Below are 15033 nucleotides of genomic sequence, written 5' to 3' on the forward strand. Positions count from 1 at the left end.
CTAGATGAACCCCTCCCCGGCCTTTCCGCCAAGGTTGCCACATATGAAGCTGAACCCTCCCCTTCTCGCCCTCGCCGCCGGGGCCTTCGGCATCGGCGTGACCGAGTTCGCGCCCATGGGCCTGTTGCCCGTCATCGCCACCGATCTGGGCGTCTCCATTCCTACGGCAGGTCTGCTGATCAGCGCCTATGCCCTGGGCGTCATGCTGGGTGCGCCGCTGATGACCCTGACGACGGGCCGTGTGCCGCGCCGTGCCCTGCTGATCGGGCTGGTCGCCATCTTCACCCTGGGCAATCTGCTGTCCGCAATATCCACCGACTACAACACCCTGCTGATCGCACGGGTCATCACCTCGCTGAACCACGGCGCCTTCTTCGGCGTCGGCTCCATCGTCGCCGCCAGCCTCGTGCCGCCGAACCGTCAGGCGGGCGCCGTCGCCGCCATGTTCATGGGTCTGACCATCGCCACCGTCCTGGGGGTGCCGCTATCAACCTGGGCCGGTGACGTGCTGGGCTGGCGCGCCTCCTTCTGGGCCATCGCCGCCATCGGCCTGATCGTCATGATTGCGCTTCGCCTGACACTGCCGAAACTGCCGGCGCCGACGGACAGCAATCCGCTGGCGGAACTGAAGGTTCTGGGGCGCGGCCCCGTGCTGTCGGCCCTGGTCCTGACCGTAATCGGCTCCAGCGCCATGTTCACCGTCTTCACCTATATCGCCCCCATCCTGCGGGACGTCACCCACGCCTCCATCGGCTTCATCACTGCCATGCTGGTGATCTATGGCCTGGGCCTGACGGTCGGGAACTGGCTGGGCGGCAAGTTCGCGGACAAGTCAGTCGACCGCACCCTGATCATCACCTTGACCTCGCTGGCCGCCATTCTGGTCGTCTTCGCCTTCATCATGCCGTTCGCGGCGCCCAGTTCGGTGGTCATCTTCATCTGGGGCGTGGCCAGCTTCGCCCTGGTGCCGCCGCTACAGGTGCGGGTCATGGCCGCCGCTGCGGACGCGCCCAATCTGGCCTCATCGGTCAACATCGGCGCCTTCAACCTCGGCAACGCCATCGGCGCAGCGGTCGGCGGTGCCGTGATCGCAGGCGGGCTGGGCTATCCGGCGGTCGCCATCGCCGGAGCCGTCTCGGCGGGACTAGGTCTGGCGCTGGTCCTGATCCTCAGCCGCAAACGCGCGCCTGTTGCGGCCTCCGCCGCCTGCTGACCCAGGTTCCGCACGGTCTGCTCGCGCAGATCGTGCGGTCTTTTGCGCTGCTCAGCAGGCGCAAAAACCATGAATACTTGACTTTGGCGAAGGGACTTCTATATCGCACCCAGCCTCGGGACAGGTCTGCGATACGCGCCGCCCGCTCGCCCACAGAGGGGCGGTTCCGTTGCTTGATGCACGCAGACGCTTTTCTCTCCCTAAGGATTCATGACCGAATTTACCCAACTGGGCCTTTCGCCCACGACGCTGCAGGCCGTCGCCGATACCGGCTATACGACCGCCACCCCCATTCAAGAACAGGCGATTCCGGTCGCCCTGGCAGGCCGCGACGTCCTGGGCATCGCCCAGACCGGCACCGGCAAGACCGCCGCCTTCACCCTGCCGCTGGTTGACCGCCTGTCGACGGGCCGCGCTCGCGCCCGGATGCCGCGCGCCATCGTGCTGGCCCCGACCCGCGAACTGGCCGACCAGGTCGCCGAAAGCTTCGCCAAATACGCCAAGGGCACCAAGCTGACCTGGGTGCTGCTGATCGGCGGCGTCTCCATGGGCGACCAGGTGGCGGCGCTGAACAAGGGCGTGGACGTCCTGATCGCCACGCCGGGCCGTCTGCTGGACCTGTTCGAACGCGGCAAGATGCTGCTGACGGGCGTGGAGATCATGGTCGTGGACGAAGCCGACCGCATGCTGGACATGGGCTTCATCCCTGACATCGAGCGCATCTTCAAACTGACGCCGCCGCGTCGCCAGACCCTCTTCTTCTCGGCCACCATGCCGCCGGAGATCACCCGCCTAACGACCGCCTTCCTCAAGGATCCGACCCGGATCGAGGCCTCGCGTCCGGCGATGACCGCCGACACCATCACCCAGTATCTGGTCCGCATCCCGACCAGCGATCCCAAGGCCAAACGCACCGCCCTGCGCGCCCTGATCGAACGCTCTGACGTCAAGAACGGCATCGTCTTCTGCAACCGCAAATCCGAAGTCGATATCGTCGCCAAGTCCCTTCAGACGCACGGTTTTGACGCCGCCGCCATCCACGGCGACCTGGACCAGGCGCACCGGATGAAGACCCTGGCCGACTTCCGCGCCGGCAATCTGAAGATTCTGGTCGCCTCTGATGTCGCCGCACGCGGTCTGGACATCCCCGACGTCAGCCACGTCTTCAACTACGACGTCTCGCACCACGCCGACGACTACGTCCACCGCATCGGCCGCACCGGCCGCGCAGGACGTCTGGGTCAGGCCTTCATGATCGTGACCCCGTCCGACGACAAGTCGCTGGATAAGGTGCTGAAGCTGATCAAGAAGGACCCGGAAGAACTGGTTCTGGACGGCATCGACTTCGCCGCGATCAAGGACAACTACCGTCGCGACGACAAACGCTCCGGCGGGCGCGAACGCTCCGGCGAACGCAGCGGTCGCAGCCGTTCGCGCGCTGCGGAACCGGCTCAGGCCGAAGCCGCCCCCTTCGCCGCCGCCCAGGCTGAAGCTCCCGCCATCGAAGCGCCCCGCAGCCGCAGCCGCCGCAAAGCCAAGCCGGATGTGGCTGCCGTAGCCGTGGTCGAAACCCCCGCCGTCGTGGAAGTTGTCGTCGCGGAAGCTGTCGCACCGGCGGAGGCGCGCGCCCCCCGTCCCGACCGCGAACCGCAACTGCTGCAATCGGACCGCCGCGGCGACCGCAAGCCCGCCAAGGAAGAGGCTCAACGCCAGGGCGTCCGCGGTTTCGGCGATGACATCCCGGCCTTCCTGCGCCGCCCGGTCGTCATTCCCGCTTAACCCGGCGTTACGTTTCGCGGATTAGAACTTTCCCCAGGGGCCTCAGAATGGGGCCCGTGGGGAAGAGACGAATGTCTAATCAGGTCGAGACTGTTGTGCGCGGGCCCGAGGCCTATGCTCTGGCGCGCAACGTCATCGTCGAGATGGAAAAGTCGGGCGTCTGGCCGACGCCGCTGAATTTCGAACTCTGGCTGCACTATCTGGGCGATCCCGAAGGGCCATTGGGCCTGGCGATCCAGAAACTGCTGGCCGAAGCGACGCCTATTTCAGACGAGACATCCGAAATGCTGGCGGCGCAGTTCCTGCCGCGCGGGCGCCTGTCGGAAGAAATCCGCGACGCCGGCGCCGTACTGGATCGCGAACTGTCCAGCGTCGCCGAGGCCATCACCAAGGCTCACAAGACCCAACTCGACTATGGTCAGACCCTGGCTGGCGCATCTGAATCGCTGGAGGCGGCTGATCAGGCCACGGTGCTGAAAGATATTGTCGGCGATCTGAGCACCGCGACCCGCCGCGTGCGCCGCGAAACGGCCATTCTCGAAAAACGTCTGGCCAACTCCAATCAGGAAGTCGCCCGTCTGCGCGAACATCTGGACCAGGTGCGGCGCGACGCCATGACCGACGCCCTGACCAATCTGGCCAACCGCAAGGCCTTCGACGAGCAACTGGCCGCCGTCTGCGCAGTGGAGGCCAAGACGCCGCTGTGTCTGGCCGTTCTCGACATCGACCATTTCAAACGGTTCAACGACACTTGGGGCCACCAGACCGGTGATCAGGTGCTGCGTTATGTCTCCACCGTCCTGTCGCGCATCTGCGTCGGCCGTCGCTTCGCCGCCCGTTTCGGCGGTGAAGAGTTCGCCATCATCTTCCCGGGCGAAAGCAGCGGTGCGGTCATGTCCGCACTGGAAAGCATCCGCCAGGAGGTCTCATCACGTGGCCTGCGCCGTCGCTCGACCAATGATGATCTGGGCGCGGTGACCATTTCCGCAGGATTTGCAGAGCGTCAGGCGGGCGAAAGCGCCGCCTCCCTGCTGGAACGGGCCGACGCCGCCCTGTACGCCTCCAAGCGCGGTGGACGAAATAAGGTCAGCAGCGCTCCCCCGCTGAAAAATGCCGCCTGACAAAAGCGAACTTTTCTGAGCATAGTTCAATTATGCGCAGCCTCGTCTTCAACATCGTCTATTGGATCCTGTCGATCAGCTACGGGCTGACTGCCGCCTTCGCGGCCCTTGCGCCCGGACGCGGGCCCGCCAGCTGGGTCATCCGCCGCTATGTGAAGCGGATGGTGCAGGCGATGTCGGTCTTTGCCGGCATCAAGCTGGACGTGCGGGGCAAGGAGCGTCTGCCGCAGGGTGCCTTCATCGTCGCGTCAAAACACCAGAGCTGGGGCGACGGCTTCGCCACCTATGACCAGTTCGACGACCTGGCCTTCGTCACCGGCGACCATCTGGAGAAGTTTCCGCTGCTGGGCGGGGTGCTGAAGAAGCTGGGCGCCATCGTCGTCAACTCCTGCGGCGGCCACGAAGCCCGCAAGGCGCTGGCCATGCGCGCCGCCGAAGCCAAGGCCGAGAACCGCAAGATCCTGATCTACCCCGAGGGCCACCTGGCCCCCATCGGCCAGAAGTACAAATACCGCTCCGGCGTCTGGCACATGTACCGCGACTTCGACATGCCCGTCGTGCCGCTGGCGACCAACCTGGGCCTGTTCTGGCCCGAGGAGAAGTATGAGAAACACCCCGGCGTGGCGACGCTGGAATTCCTCGACCCGATCCCGGTCGGTCTGAAAAAGGAGGAGTTCCTGGAACGTCTGGAAGCCGTCGTCGAGGCCCGCACCGCCGAACTGGTCGCCCAGGCCACCGGCAATCCCGTCACGCCCGCCGTCCTGATGGATGCGCCGAAGAAATAGCTGCGCCGATCAGTCAGCAGGCAGGGTCACCTCTTCCGCTTCTTGCCCGCCGCCTTGCGTAGCGCCACGTCCAGAGAACGTCGCGCCCAGATCACCGCCTCGTCGGGATCGTCCAGCGCCGTCTCCGGCAGGCTCCAATAGCCCAGCGATAGCGTGCGTCCATCCTTGGCTGGATAGGTGAACAGACGCGATCCCGTCGCTTCGAACATCTCGGCTAGATCGTCATCCGCCTTCAGCCAGACCACGCCGTCGTCCAGCAGAGCGAACATCAGGCCGCCGGCGTAGACCCCTGCCCCGCCGAACAATCGCTTGATCTCAAGCTGCCCCAACGCATCGAAATGCTCGCGCACCCATTCGTTGAAGTCGGGATCGAACGCCACCTCAGGCGCTGGCGACCGGCACGATCGTCACGCTCTCGCCGCAGCCGCAGGCGTCGGTCTGGTTCGGATTGTTGAACACGAACTTGGAGGCCAGGCGTGTCGTCTCGTAATCGATCTCGGTGCCGATCAGGAACAGCACAGCCTTGGGCTCGATCAGAATGGTGACGCCCTTGTCCTCGACCACCTCATCCAGCGGCCCGATCTCGTCGGCATAGGCGAAGGTGTATTCCTGGCCCGCACAGCCGCCATTCTTGACGCCGATCCGCAGACCGATGTGGTCGTTCTCGGCATTATCGAGAATTTCGCGCACGCGGTCGGCGGCGGCGTCGGTCAGGGTGACGGCCTTGGGGCGCGGACGGCGCGGGCGGGATGTGGCTTGAAGTTCGGTCATCGGGCCTTCCCTTCTCCGTCATCCTCGGGCTTGACCCGAGGATCGGATGCGCCGTCGCACGGCGTTTGCGTATGAGCGGCGGACAACCCGGCCCTCGGGTCAAGCCCGAGGGTGACGGCGTTATTGGTGACAAACATCAGAACATATTGAGCGCAAGTTTCGCCTCGTCGCTCATCTTGGAGGAATCCCACGGTGGGTCGAACACCAGATTGGCCTTGGCGCTGCGCACACCCTCGACCTTCTCCACCGCCGTCTCGACCCAACCCGGCATCTCGCCCGCCACCGGGCAGCCCGGCGCCGTCAGGGTCATGTCGACCACCACGTCGCGGTCATCCGACACGTCCACGCGATAGATCAGGCCCAGTTCATAGATATCGACCGGGATTTCGGGGTCATAGACGGACTTCAGCGCCTCGATCAGGTTCTCGGTCAGACTGTCGAGCTCGGCCTGTGACAGGGCGCTCTTCTGGGGTTCATCCCAGGCGGCCTGAAAGGCGTCGCTGTCCTGAATGGTGTTATCGGTCATGGCGTTACACAAAGAAGTTCCGCGCCTTGATCAGCGCGTCCACGAAGGCATCCGTATCCTCCATGGTGTTATATAGGGCGAAGGAGGCGCGCGTGCTTGAGGTCACGCCCAATCTTTTCGCCAGCGGCTCGGCGCAGTGGGTCCCGGCCCGCACGGCGACGCCGTAACGGTCCATGATCTGGGCCATGTCATGGGCGTGCGCGCCCTCGACGGCGAAGGTCAGAAGCGCGCCCTTGCCCTCGGCCTGCCCCAGAACCCGCAGCCAGTTCTGACCCTGCAGCCGGTCCAGCGCGTGCTGATACAGGGCATGTTCGTGCGCCTGCACCGCCGCGCGGTCGTATTGCGACAGCCAGTCCAGCGCCGCGCCCAGGCCGATGGCTTCCAGGATCGGCGGCGTCCCCGCCTCGAACCGATGGGGTGGCTTTGCGTAGGTTATGCGGTCCTGCTCGACCCGCTCAATCATCTCCCCGCCCCCCTGATAGGGCGGCAGGGCTTCCAGCGCCTCGGCCTTGCCATACAGGGCACCGATGCCGGTGGGGCCGAACAGCTTGTGGCCCGTGATCACATAGAAGTCGCAACCGATGGCCTGCACGTCCGGCGTCCCATGGACCGCACCCTGACAGCCGTCGATCAGCACCTGCGCGCCCGCCTCATGGGCCAGGCGCGTGATCTCCGCGACCGGATTGATGGTGCCCAGGACGTTGGACATGTGGGTGGCCGCGACCATGCGCGTCCTTGGCCCCAGCAGGTCGGCATAGGCCGCCATGTCCAGTGAACCGTCGTCCTTGATCGGGGCCCATTTCAGCACCGCCCCGTACCGCTCGCGCAGGAAATGCCACGGCACGATGTTGGAGTGGTGCTCCATCTCGGTGACGATGATCTCGTCGCCCGGCTGGATCGACAGGCCCAGACCATTGGCCACCAGATTGATCGCCTCGGTGCCGCCCTTGGTCCAGACGACCTGTTCGGATGTCTCGGCGTTCAGGAACCGCGCGACAATCTCGCGCGCCTTCTCGAAGGCCTCGGTCGCCTCGTTCGACAGGGTGTGCAGACCGCGATGGACGTTGGCGTAGCCGCCCTCCATCGTCGCGACCAAGGCGTCGATCACCGCGCGCGGCTTCTGGGCCGAGGCGGCGTTGTCCAGATAGACCAGCGGCTTGCCGTTCACCTGTCGCGACAGGATCGGGAACTGCGCCCGGACGGCGTAGGGGTCGAACGTCATTATAGGCGAGCCGTCAGCCATTCCCTCGCCACCTCTCTCGCGCCCTCGTGGTCGATGCGGTCGATGACCTCGATCAGGAAGGCCTGCGTCAGCAGGGCGCGCGCCTCGTCGGCCGGAATGCCGCGCTGCTGCATGTAGAACAGGGCGCTTTCGTCCAGCGTGCCCACCGTATTGCCGTGCGCGCACTGCACGTCGTCGGCATAGATGATCAGCTCCGGCTTGGCGTCGATCTCGGCCCGTTCGGAGGCGATCAGGGCATTGTGCGCCATGCGGGCGTCGGTGCCGTCGGCCCCGCGCTCAACCACGATCTTGCCCTGGAAGACGCCGCGCGCGGTCTCGCGCGCCACGCCCTTGATCAACTGGCTGGTCGTGCCGTCGGCGGCCAGATGGCTGACGACCGAGGTCAGGTCCGCATGACGCGATCCGTTCAGCAGATACAGGCCGTCGACCTGAGCGTGGGCGCCTTGAGCGAAATGCTTCACCCGGGTTTCCAGCCGCTGCAACTTGGCGCCGGTCGTGACGACCGTCTGACGGAACACGCCGCCCGCCTCGACGCGCACATCGGCCTCGGTGATGGAGATGGCGTCCTCCGGCTCCTCGACCAGAACCACCCGCGTCACTTCCGCGCCCGCCGCCACATCCAGCTCCAGCCGGTTGTGGGCGACATAGGCTGAGCCCGCGCCCTCATGCGTTTCCAGCAGCAGCAGCCGCGCCCCCGCCCGCGCCGACACCCGTGCGCTGGCGGTGTGGCCCGTGCCGACGGCGTCGCTGACATAGCGCAGGCGCAGCGTCTGTTCGCCCGAGGCGATGAAGTCCGTCACGCCCACAGCGCGACCGTTGGCGAAGAGGATCGCCTCGCCGCCCAGGGCGTCGAACGCGCCGGGCGACGACACTTCGGCTTGCGGTGACGCCGGCGGCGCCTCGCGCAGCCAGCGTTTCAGGTCGCTGTATTTCCATGCCTCAACCCGCCGTGTCGGGAAGGTGGAGGCGTCCGTCAGGTCAATCCGGGAAACGGCTGTCATGCGGCTTCGGGCAGATACTTGTCGTACCCTTCCGCCTCCAGCTGCAGCGCCAGTTCCGGCCCGCCCGAGGCCACGATGCGGCCCCCGGCCAGCACATGCACCCGGTCCGGTTTGATGTAGTCCAGCAGGCGCTGATAATGGGTGATGACCAGCATGGCGCGGTCGGGCGAACGCAGGGCGTTCACGCCTTCCGACACGATGCGCAGGGCGTCGATGTCGAGGCCGGAATCCGTCTCGTCCAGGATCAGCAGCGACGGCTCCAGCAGGGCCATCTGCAGAATCTCCATCCGCTTCTTCTCGCCGCCCGAGAAGCCGACGTTCAGCGGCCGCTTCAGCATGTCGAAGTCCATCTTCAGCGCCTTGGACGCTTCCCGGACCAGCTTCAGGAAGGCAGGGGCCGCCACCTCCTCCTCGCCCCGCGCGCGCCTCTGGGCGTTCAGCGCCGTGCGCACGAAGGTCAGGGCCGGGACGCCGGGGATTTCGATCGGATACTGGAAGGACAGGAAGACGCCCTTGGCCGCGCGTTCAGCCGGGTCCAGCTCCAGCAGGTCTTCGCCCGCCCATTCAACCGAGCCCTCGGTCGCCTCATAGCCGGGCCGTCCCGACAGGGCGTAGCCCAGCGTCGACTTGCCCGCGCCGTTCGGTCCCATGATGGCGTGCACCTCGCCCGCCGGAACATCGAGCGTCAGGCCCTTGAGGATCGGCTTTTCACCGACGGAGACGTGGAGGTTGTTGATCTTCAGCATTCGAAAACTCTCGGCGACGCCGCCGCAATAAAATCCGTCACCCTCGGGCTTGTCCCGAGGGCCCATCTATCCGCAGCGCGACTGGGCGGTGCGACTACTCTTTCGCCGGACCATGCATCCAGACCGCTGGTCGATCCCATTCCAGAGAAAGGTCCGCCCAGTGCGGGTTGTCTCGTTCGATCAGATTGATCTTCCAGTCGCGGAGATAGCGTTTGATCGCCTTCTCTCGCTTGATCGCGGCAATCATCATTTCGAATGGCTCGAACCACACCAATTGCGAAAGACCATGCTCCTTGGTGAAACCGTCGAAGGTTCCGTCCCTGTGCTGCCGCACGCGCCGATACAGGTCGCTGGTGACGCCCGCGTACAAGGTGCCGTACGGTTTGTTCGTCACGATATAAACGGCGATAAACGGACGCTCCATCCCAATCCTCCGTCACCCTCGGGGGTGTCCCGAGGGTCCATCGCCGAAAAGAAGCGATGCGCCGAAGCTTGGCAATGGGGGCGGAATCTCTTGCGTTCACGCGATGGACAAATAGGCCCTCGGGACAAGCCCGAGGGTGACGGTGTAAAGGATCAGCCAACTGATCCCTCCAGACTGATCGCCACTAGTTTTTGCGCCTCGACGGCGAACTCCATCGGCAGCTTCTGCATCACGTCGCGGACGAAGCCGTTGACCAGCAGGGCCACCGCTTCCTCCTCCGACAGACCGCGCTGCTGGGCGTAGAACAACTGGTCGTCGCTTAGGCGCGTCGTCGTCGCCTCGTGCTCCAGCTGGGCCGAGCCGTTGCGTGCCTCGATATAGGGGATGGTGTGTGAGCCGCACTCCTTGCCGATGAGCAAGGAATCGCACTGGGTGAAGTTGCGCACCCCCGTCGCCTTGGGATGCACCGAAACCAGGCCGCGATATGTCGAGTCCGACTTGCCCGCCGACACGGCCTTGGCGATGATCCGCGACTTCGAGTTCTTGCCCAGGTGGATCATCTTGGTGCCGGTGTCGGCCTGCTGATGCCCGTTGGTGATGGCGATGGAGTAGAATTCGCCCGAGCTTTCCTCGCCCTTCAGGATGCAGGACGGGTATTTCCAGGTGACGGCAGACCCCGTCTCCACCTGCGTCCACGACACCTTCGACCGATCCCCACGGCAATCCGCGCGCTTGGTGACGAAGTTGTAGATGCCGCCCTTGCCCTCGGCGTCGCCGGGATACCAGTTCTGGACGGTGGAGTATTTCACCTCGGCGTCGTCCAGAGCCACGATCTCGACCACCGCCGCATGCAGTTGGTTCTCGTCGCGCATCGGCGCCGTGCAGCCCTCAAGGTAGGAGACGTAAGCGCCCTTGTCGGCGATGATTAGGGTGCGTTCGAACTGGCCCGTCTGGCTGGCGTTGATGCGGAAATAGGTCGACAGCTCCATCGGGCAGCGTACGCCCGGTGGGATGTAAACGAAGGATCCATCCGAAAAGACCGCGCTGTTCAGGGCCGCGAAATAGTTGTCCGAGACCGGCACCACCGACCCAAGATATTGACGCACCAGGTCAGGATATTCGCGCAAGGCCTCGGAAATCGGCATGAAAATCACGCCGACCTTGGCCAGTTCCTCCTTGAAGGTGGTGACCACCGACACGCTGTCGAACACGGCGTCCACGGCGACCTTGGGTGCACCCTGCACGCCCGCCAGCACCTCCTGCTCCTTCAGCGGGATGCCCAGCTTCTTGTAGACTTCCAGGATCTCGGGATCGACCTCGTCCAGAGACTTGGGCCCTTCCTTCTGCTTGGGCGCCGCATAATAGAACAGGTCCTGATAATCGACCGGCTCATACTTCACCGCCGCCCACGTCGGCTCTTCCATGGCCAGCCAGCGTTCATAGGCGGCCAGACGCCATTCCAGCATCCACTCCGGCTCGCCCTTCTTCTCTGAGATGAAGCGCACGATGTCGGCGTTCAGGCCCTTGGGCGCGTATTCCGTCTCGATGTCCGACGTGAAGCCGTGCTCGTACTTTTCCAGTGCGGCGACGGCGTCGATGGTTTCCTTGACGGCGGCCATCAGGCGACCTCTCTCACGCGCTCAGCGGCGCGTGTCTTATGCTTGTTGTACGCAGCGACCCAGGCGTCGGCGAACCGCACCCAGTCGTTTTCACTTGTTCCCCAGCCGCCAGAGACGCGCACGCCCCCGGTCGCAAGGGTGTTCAGCCCCATGGCGCTGATGGTCTTGGACGGTTTCACCTTGCCCGACGAACAGGCCGAACCCGCCGACACCATGACGCCCGTCAGGTCCAGCGTGATCAACTGTTGAGGGCTGTCCCAGCCTTCGACCGCCATGAACAAGGTGTTGGGCAGACGCGGCGCCCCGCCGCCGATGATGACGGCGCCCGCCGCCGCCACCTTGGCCTGGGCGTCATCACGCCAAACGACGTGCGACCCCATCGCCTCCAGATCACGCGCGGCGCAGTCGGCGGCGACGCCAAAGCCCGCGATGCCCGGCACGTTCTCGGTGCCGGCGCGCAGGCCGCGCTCCTGTCCGGCGCCGTGCAGGATGCGAACGCCCGACACGCCTTCCTTCAGGATCAGCGCGCCGACGCCCTGCGGCCCGCCCAGCTTGTGCGCCGAAAGCGTCAGGCTGTCGGCGTCCAGCACACGGATGTCGACCGCGATCTTGCCCGCAGACTGAATGGCGTCGACGTGCAGCCAGCCGCCCGCCGCCCGCACCAGGGCCGCCGCTTCGGCGATCGGCTGGATGACGCCGCTTTCATTGTTTGCATGATGGATGGCGACCACGGCCCGGCCCGGACGCGACAGCGCCGCTGCCAGCCAGTCCAGATCGACCACGCCGTTTTCATCGACAGGCAGCACCTCGACCGGCGCCCCCGCATTGGCCGCCGTCTCGGCCACGCACGGATGTTCGGTCGCACTGACGATCAGACGCTCGCAACCCGCCGCCAGGGCGCTGGCGATGCCCTGCGCATTGGCTTCGGTGCCGCCCGAGTTGAAGACCACCGCCGTCGGGTCCGCCCCGACCAGTTCGCCGACCTGCGCCCGCGCCGTCTCGACCCGCGCACGGGCGCGTCGTCCCGCTGCATGGACCGCCGACGGATTGCCGTTGTCGGCCAGAGCCTTGGTCATGGCATCCAGGACCTCGGGCCGCACCAGACCCGACGCATTATAATCCAGATAGACGCCGGTCATGCCGCCACGCTCACAGCATCCGGTGTCGGGGCTTCGACATTGCGGCGGCGCTGGCCCGTGCGGTTCATCACCACGTCTTCCAGCGACACGCCCGCCAGATAGCGATGGATCTCGTCGCCCAGGTCTTCCCACAGATTATGGGTAATGCAGCGTTCGCCGGCCAGCATACAGCCCTTGGGCGAGCCATGCGCCACGCAGCGGGTCGCCCGGATCGGCTCATCGACCGCCAGAACGATTTCCGCCACCACCGTCTCATGCGCGCCCTTGGCCAGACGATAGCCGCCGCCGGGTCCGCGCACGCTCTTGACCAGATCGCTCTTTCGCAGCCGTGCGAACAACTGCTCCAGATAACTCAGGGAAATTTCCTGGCGCGCGGCGATTTCGGCCAGCGAAACAGCCCGGGTTTCGCCGCTTTCGCCGCGCCCGTTTTTCGCCAGATCGGCCATCGCCATTACGGCGTATCGTCCCTTGGTCGACAGACGCATATCGCACCCTTAAAAATTACGCGCTTTTCGGGGCTCTTGTGCTAGAACCCGCGCCTTCGCGAAGGCGGCGCGCGCCGGATGGACCTAGAAAGTCCTACCCCAGTAGTCAAGTATTGCGCAGCCGCGAAATGACAGTTGAACGGATTCCAGAGCCAAAATGCCTGAAGTCATCCTGCCCGGCGCCTCCGGTCGCATCGAAGGCCGCTATTCCCCCGGCAAGCGCGCCAACGCGCCTATCGCCCTGATTCTGCACCCGCACCCCAAGGCGGGCGGGCATATGAACAACCCGGTCGCGGTGACGCTGCACCAGTTGTTCCTGCAACGCGGTTTTGCCACCCTGCGCTACAACTCGCGCGGCGTGGGCAAGTCGCAGGGCGAGTTCGACAGCGGCATCGGCGAACTGGCGGACGCCGCCACCGCCCTTGACTGGCTGCAGGCCAACAACCCGGCCGCCAGCCAAACCTGGGTCGCGGGCTATCAGTTCGGCGCCTATATCGGCATGCAGCTTCTGATGCGCCGCCCGGAGACGGACGGTTTCATCTCGGTTTCGCCGCCGTCGAACATGTACGACTTCAGCTTCCTGGCCCCCTGCCCGGCGTCCGGCCTGTTCCTGCACGGCACCGCCGACACCATCGTCCCCCCGGTCGAGGTCGAGCGCGTGGTCAACAAGCTGCGCACCCAGAAGGGCATCGTCATCGACTACGAACTGGAAGAAGGCGCGAGCCACTTCTGGCAGGACCACATGGGCGCGGTCGAACGTCGCGTCGGCGCCTATCTGGACAAGCGGCTGGAAGAAAACCCGGCCTGACCCCACATCCGGGTCATCCCTTCAGGAGGCCCGGATGCAACATGACATCGTCATCATCGGCGGCGGCGCTGGCGGGCTTGAGCTCGCCGCCCGCCTGGGCCGCAGGTTCGGCCCGCGCGAGGGACGCCGCCGCGTCCTTTTGATCGACCGTTCGATCTTCCATCTGTGGAAGCCCAGCCTGCACGAAGTCGCCGCAGGTTCGCTGGATTCGCACCAGGAAGGCCTGTCCTATCCGGTGCTGGCGCGCCGCAATCATTTCAGCTTTGCATTCGGCGAACTTACGGGCCTCGATCCTGCGGCAAAGAGCCTGACCCTGGGCGAAATCCGTGACGAGGACGGCGCCGTGCTGGTCGCGCCGCGCACCCTGTCTTTCCAGACGCTGGTGCTGGCCATCGGCAGCGGCTCCAACCTGTTCAATACGCCGGGCGCCGCCGAGCACGCCCATCTGCTGGAAAACGTCGCGGACGCCGAGGCCTTCAACAAGCGCCTGACCTCGGCCTTCCTGTCCACCGCCTATTCGGACGAGCGGACCCTGAACATCGCCATCGTCGGCGCAGGCGCGACGGGGGTGGAGCTGTCCACCGAATTGATCGAGGGCCACGACGAACTGTCCGCCGGTCTGACGCCGGACCAGAGGTTCGATCTCGCCGTCACCATCATCGAGGCCGCGCCCCGCATCCTGGGCGGTCTGCCCGAACGCGTCTCGGCCAAGGCGGCCAAGGCGCTGGAGGCCAAGGGCGTGCATCTGCTGACCGACGCCAAGGTCAACGCCGTCCGCGCCGATCGTCTGGACACTTCAAAGGGCGAAGTCCCGGCCGACCTGATCGTCTGGGCCGCCGGCGTGAAGGCGTCGGATCATAACCGCGACCTGGGCCTGACCATCGGCCGCCTGAACCAGTTCATCGTCGACGACCGTCTGCGCACATCCGCGCCCGACATCTATGCGATGGGTGACTGCGCGGAGGCGCCCGGCCCCGGCGGCAAGCCCGTCCCCGCCCGCGCCCAGGCGGCGGCGCAGCAGGCGGCCTATCTGGCCAAGGCCCTGGCCAATCCGTCGCGCGATCCCGGTCCCTATGTCTATCAGGATCGCGGCTCGCTGGTGTCACTGGGCGGGGACAAGGGCGTCGGCTCATTGATGGGCGGGCTGGGCGGCACCAACTTCCTGATCGAGGGCCTGATCGCCAAATGGGCCTATATGGCGCTGCATCTGGACCACCACCGGGCGATCCTAGGCGTCAGCCGTACCGCCATTCTGGCTCTGTCGCGCCTGCTTCACCGTCGGGTCTCGGGGCGCCTCAAGCTGCATTGATCGTCAGTGGCGCCCGAAGCCCCCCCTGATTTTTGAAATGGCGACGCTTGCAATATCAGGGTTC

General features: G+C 65.4%; 16 protein-coding genes. 6 read left to right on the forward strand and 10 right to left on the reverse strand.

All coding sequences use genetic code 11. The features are described from left to right. Nucleotides 1-43: 43 nt before the first annotated feature. From JKF87_RS05160 to JKF87_RS05175, 4 genes are all read left to right on the forward strand, one after another. Nucleotides 44-1213 carry an MFS transporter gene (locus JKF87_RS05160; protein ID WP_201097939.1) on the forward strand — a complete coding sequence of 390 codons (1170 nt, stop codon included), beginning with the start codon at nucleotides 44-46 and terminating at the stop codon, nucleotides 1211-1213. A 210-nt stretch (nucleotides 1214-1423) separates the two neighbouring features. Next, nucleotides 1424-2992, forward strand: a complete 1569-nt coding sequence (locus tag JKF87_RS05165) for a DEAD/DEAH box helicase (RefSeq protein WP_201097941.1) — start codon at nucleotides 1424-1426, stop codon at nucleotides 2990-2992. 71 nt (nucleotides 2993-3063) lie between these two features. Beyond that, on the forward strand, nucleotides 3064-4113 hold the full coding sequence (locus tag JKF87_RS05170; RefSeq protein ID WP_201097943.1) for a GGDEF domain-containing protein: 1050 nt from the start codon (nucleotides 3064-3066) through the stop codon (nucleotides 4111-4113). Between the two features lie 32 nt (nucleotides 4114-4145). Next, nucleotides 4146-4898: a lysophospholipid acyltransferase family protein gene (locus JKF87_RS05175; protein ID WP_201097945.1), complete on the forward strand. Its 753-nt coding sequence runs from the start codon at nucleotides 4146-4148 to the stop codon at nucleotides 4896-4898. 26 nt (nucleotides 4899-4924) lie between these two features. Here JKF87_RS05175 and JKF87_RS05180 read toward each other — a convergent pair whose 3' ends face one another. The 10 genes from JKF87_RS05180 to JKF87_RS05225 form a co-directional block, all read right to left on the reverse strand. After that, the gene (locus JKF87_RS05180) at nucleotides 4925-5278 is read right to left on the reverse strand and encodes a TfoX/Sxy family protein (RefSeq protein ID WP_201097947.1); all 354 of its coding nucleotides are present in this window, start codon (nucleotides 5276-5278) and stop codon (nucleotides 4925-4927) included. A 1-nt stretch (nucleotide 5279) separates the two neighbouring features. Beyond that, the gene (locus JKF87_RS05185; protein ID WP_201097949.1) at nucleotides 5280-5669 is read right to left on the reverse strand and encodes a HesB/IscA family protein; all 390 of its coding nucleotides are present in this window, start codon (nucleotides 5667-5669) and stop codon (nucleotides 5280-5282) included. A gap of 136 nt (nucleotides 5670-5805) precedes the next feature. Then, the gene (locus JKF87_RS05190) at nucleotides 5806-6195 is read right to left on the reverse strand and encodes an SUF system Fe-S cluster assembly protein (protein ID WP_201097951.1); all 390 of its coding nucleotides are present in this window, start codon (nucleotides 6193-6195) and stop codon (nucleotides 5806-5808) included. Nucleotides 6196-6199: 4 nt separating this feature from the next. Then, complete coding sequence (locus tag JKF87_RS05195; protein ID WP_370874292.1) at nucleotides 6200-7417, reverse strand: aminotransferase class V-fold PLP-dependent enzyme; 1218 nt, start codon at nucleotides 7415-7417, stop codon at nucleotides 6200-6202. Then, nucleotides 7417-8439, reverse strand: a complete 1023-nt coding sequence (gene sufD, locus JKF87_RS05200; RefSeq protein ID WP_201097956.1) for a Fe-S cluster assembly protein SufD — start codon at nucleotides 8437-8439, stop codon at nucleotides 7417-7419. The genes JKF87_RS05195 and sufD overlap by 1 nt, the downstream gene beginning before the upstream one ends. Continuing rightward, nucleotides 8436-9185, reverse strand: coding sequence for a Fe-S cluster assembly ATPase SufC (gene sufC, locus JKF87_RS05205; protein ID WP_201097958.1), 750 nt, complete (start codon nucleotides 9183-9185; stop codon nucleotides 8436-8438). Before sufC ends, sufD begins: the two co-directional genes overlap by 4 nt. A 94-nt stretch (nucleotides 9186-9279) precedes the next feature. After that, nucleotides 9280-9609: a GIY-YIG nuclease family protein gene (locus tag JKF87_RS05210; protein ID WP_201097960.1), complete on the reverse strand. Its 330-nt coding sequence runs from the start codon at nucleotides 9607-9609 to the stop codon at nucleotides 9280-9282. Nucleotides 9610-9761: 152 nt separating this feature from the next. Next, complete coding sequence (gene sufB, locus JKF87_RS05215; RefSeq protein ID WP_201097962.1) at nucleotides 9762-11228, reverse strand: Fe-S cluster assembly protein SufB; 1467 nt, start codon at nucleotides 11226-11228, stop codon at nucleotides 9762-9764. Continuing rightward, the gene (locus JKF87_RS05220; RefSeq protein ID WP_201097964.1) at nucleotides 11228-12367 is read right to left on the reverse strand and encodes a cysteine desulfurase family protein; all 1140 of its coding nucleotides are present in this window, start codon (nucleotides 12365-12367) and stop codon (nucleotides 11228-11230) included. The genes sufB and JKF87_RS05220 overlap by 1 nt, the downstream gene beginning before the upstream one ends. Continuing rightward, entirely contained in the window at nucleotides 12364-12852 is a 489-nt protein-coding gene (locus tag JKF87_RS05225; RefSeq protein WP_201097966.1) for an Rrf2 family transcriptional regulator, read from the reverse strand. Before JKF87_RS05225 ends, JKF87_RS05220 begins: the two co-directional genes overlap by 4 nt. Before the next feature lie 157 nt (nucleotides 12853-13009). On the opposite strand from JKF87_RS05225, the gene JKF87_RS05230 reads away from it, so the two are divergent. Then, on the forward strand, nucleotides 13010-13660 hold the full coding sequence (locus tag JKF87_RS05230; RefSeq protein ID WP_201097968.1) for an alpha/beta hydrolase: 651 nt from the start codon (nucleotides 13010-13012) through the stop codon (nucleotides 13658-13660). Between the two features lie 34 nt (nucleotides 13661-13694). Next, entirely contained in the window at nucleotides 13695-14969 is a 1275-nt protein-coding gene (locus JKF87_RS05235) for an NAD(P)/FAD-dependent oxidoreductase (RefSeq protein WP_201097970.1), read from the forward strand. The last annotated feature ends 64 nt before the right edge of the window (nucleotides 14970-15033 follow it).

The sequence above is a fragment of the Brevundimonas nasdae genome (assembly GCF_016654005.1).
In the GTDB taxonomy this organism is placed as follows: Bacteria; Pseudomonadota; Alphaproteobacteria; order Caulobacterales; family Caulobacteraceae; genus Brevundimonas; species Brevundimonas nasdae.

Excerpts from the sequence above, each read along its gene's own strand:
- JKF87_RS05160 (WP_201097939.1), top strand. The coding sequence starts at position 44 with ATGAAGCTGAACCCTCCCCTTCTCGCCCTCGCCGCCGGGGCCTTCGGC.
- JKF87_RS05165 (WP_201097941.1), top strand. The coding sequence starts at position 1,424 with ATGACCGAATTTACCCAACTGGGCCTTTCGCCCACGACGCTGCAGGCC.
- JKF87_RS05170 (WP_201097943.1), top strand. The coding sequence starts at position 3,064 with ATGTCTAATCAGGTCGAGACTGTTGTGCGCGGGCCCGAGGCCTATGCT.
- JKF87_RS05175 (WP_201097945.1), top strand. The coding sequence starts at position 4,146 with ATGCGCAGCCTCGTCTTCAACATCGTCTATTGGATCCTGTCGATCAGC.
- JKF87_RS05185 (WP_201097949.1), bottom strand. The coding sequence starts at position 5,669 with ATGACCGAACTTCAAGCCACATCCCGCCCGCGCCGTCCGCGCCCCAAG.
- JKF87_RS05190 (WP_201097951.1), bottom strand. The coding sequence starts at position 6,195 with ATGACCGATAACACCATTCAGGACAGCGACGCCTTTCAGGCCGCCTGG.
- JKF87_RS05195 (WP_370874292.1), bottom strand. The coding sequence starts at position 7,417 with ATGACGTTCGACCCCTACGCCGTCCGGGCGCAGTTCCCGATCCTGTCG.
- sufD (WP_201097956.1), bottom strand. The coding sequence starts at position 8,439 with ATGACAGCCGTTTCCCGGATTGACCTGACGGACGCCTCCACCTTCCCG.
- sufC (WP_201097958.1), bottom strand. The coding sequence starts at position 9,185 with ATGCTGAAGATCAACAACCTCCACGTCTCCGTCGGTGAAAAGCCGATC.
- JKF87_RS05210 (WP_201097960.1), bottom strand. The coding sequence starts at position 9,609 with ATGGAGCGTCCGTTTATCGCCGTTTATATCGTGACGAACAAACCGTAC.
- sufB (WP_201097962.1), bottom strand. The coding sequence starts at position 11,228 with ATGGCCGCCGTCAAGGAAACCATCGACGCCGTCGCCGCACTGGAAAAG.
- JKF87_RS05220 (WP_201097964.1), bottom strand. The coding sequence starts at position 12,367 with ATGACCGGCGTCTATCTGGATTATAATGCGTCGGGTCTGGTGCGGCCC.
- JKF87_RS05225 (WP_201097966.1), bottom strand. The coding sequence starts at position 12,852 with ATGCGTCTGTCGACCAAGGGACGATACGCCGTAATGGCGATGGCCGAT.
- JKF87_RS05230 (WP_201097968.1), top strand. The coding sequence starts at position 13,010 with ATGCCTGAAGTCATCCTGCCCGGCGCCTCCGGTCGCATCGAAGGCCGC.
- JKF87_RS05235 (WP_201097970.1), top strand. The coding sequence starts at position 13,695 with ATGCAACATGACATCGTCATCATCGGCGGCGGCGCTGGCGGGCTTGAG.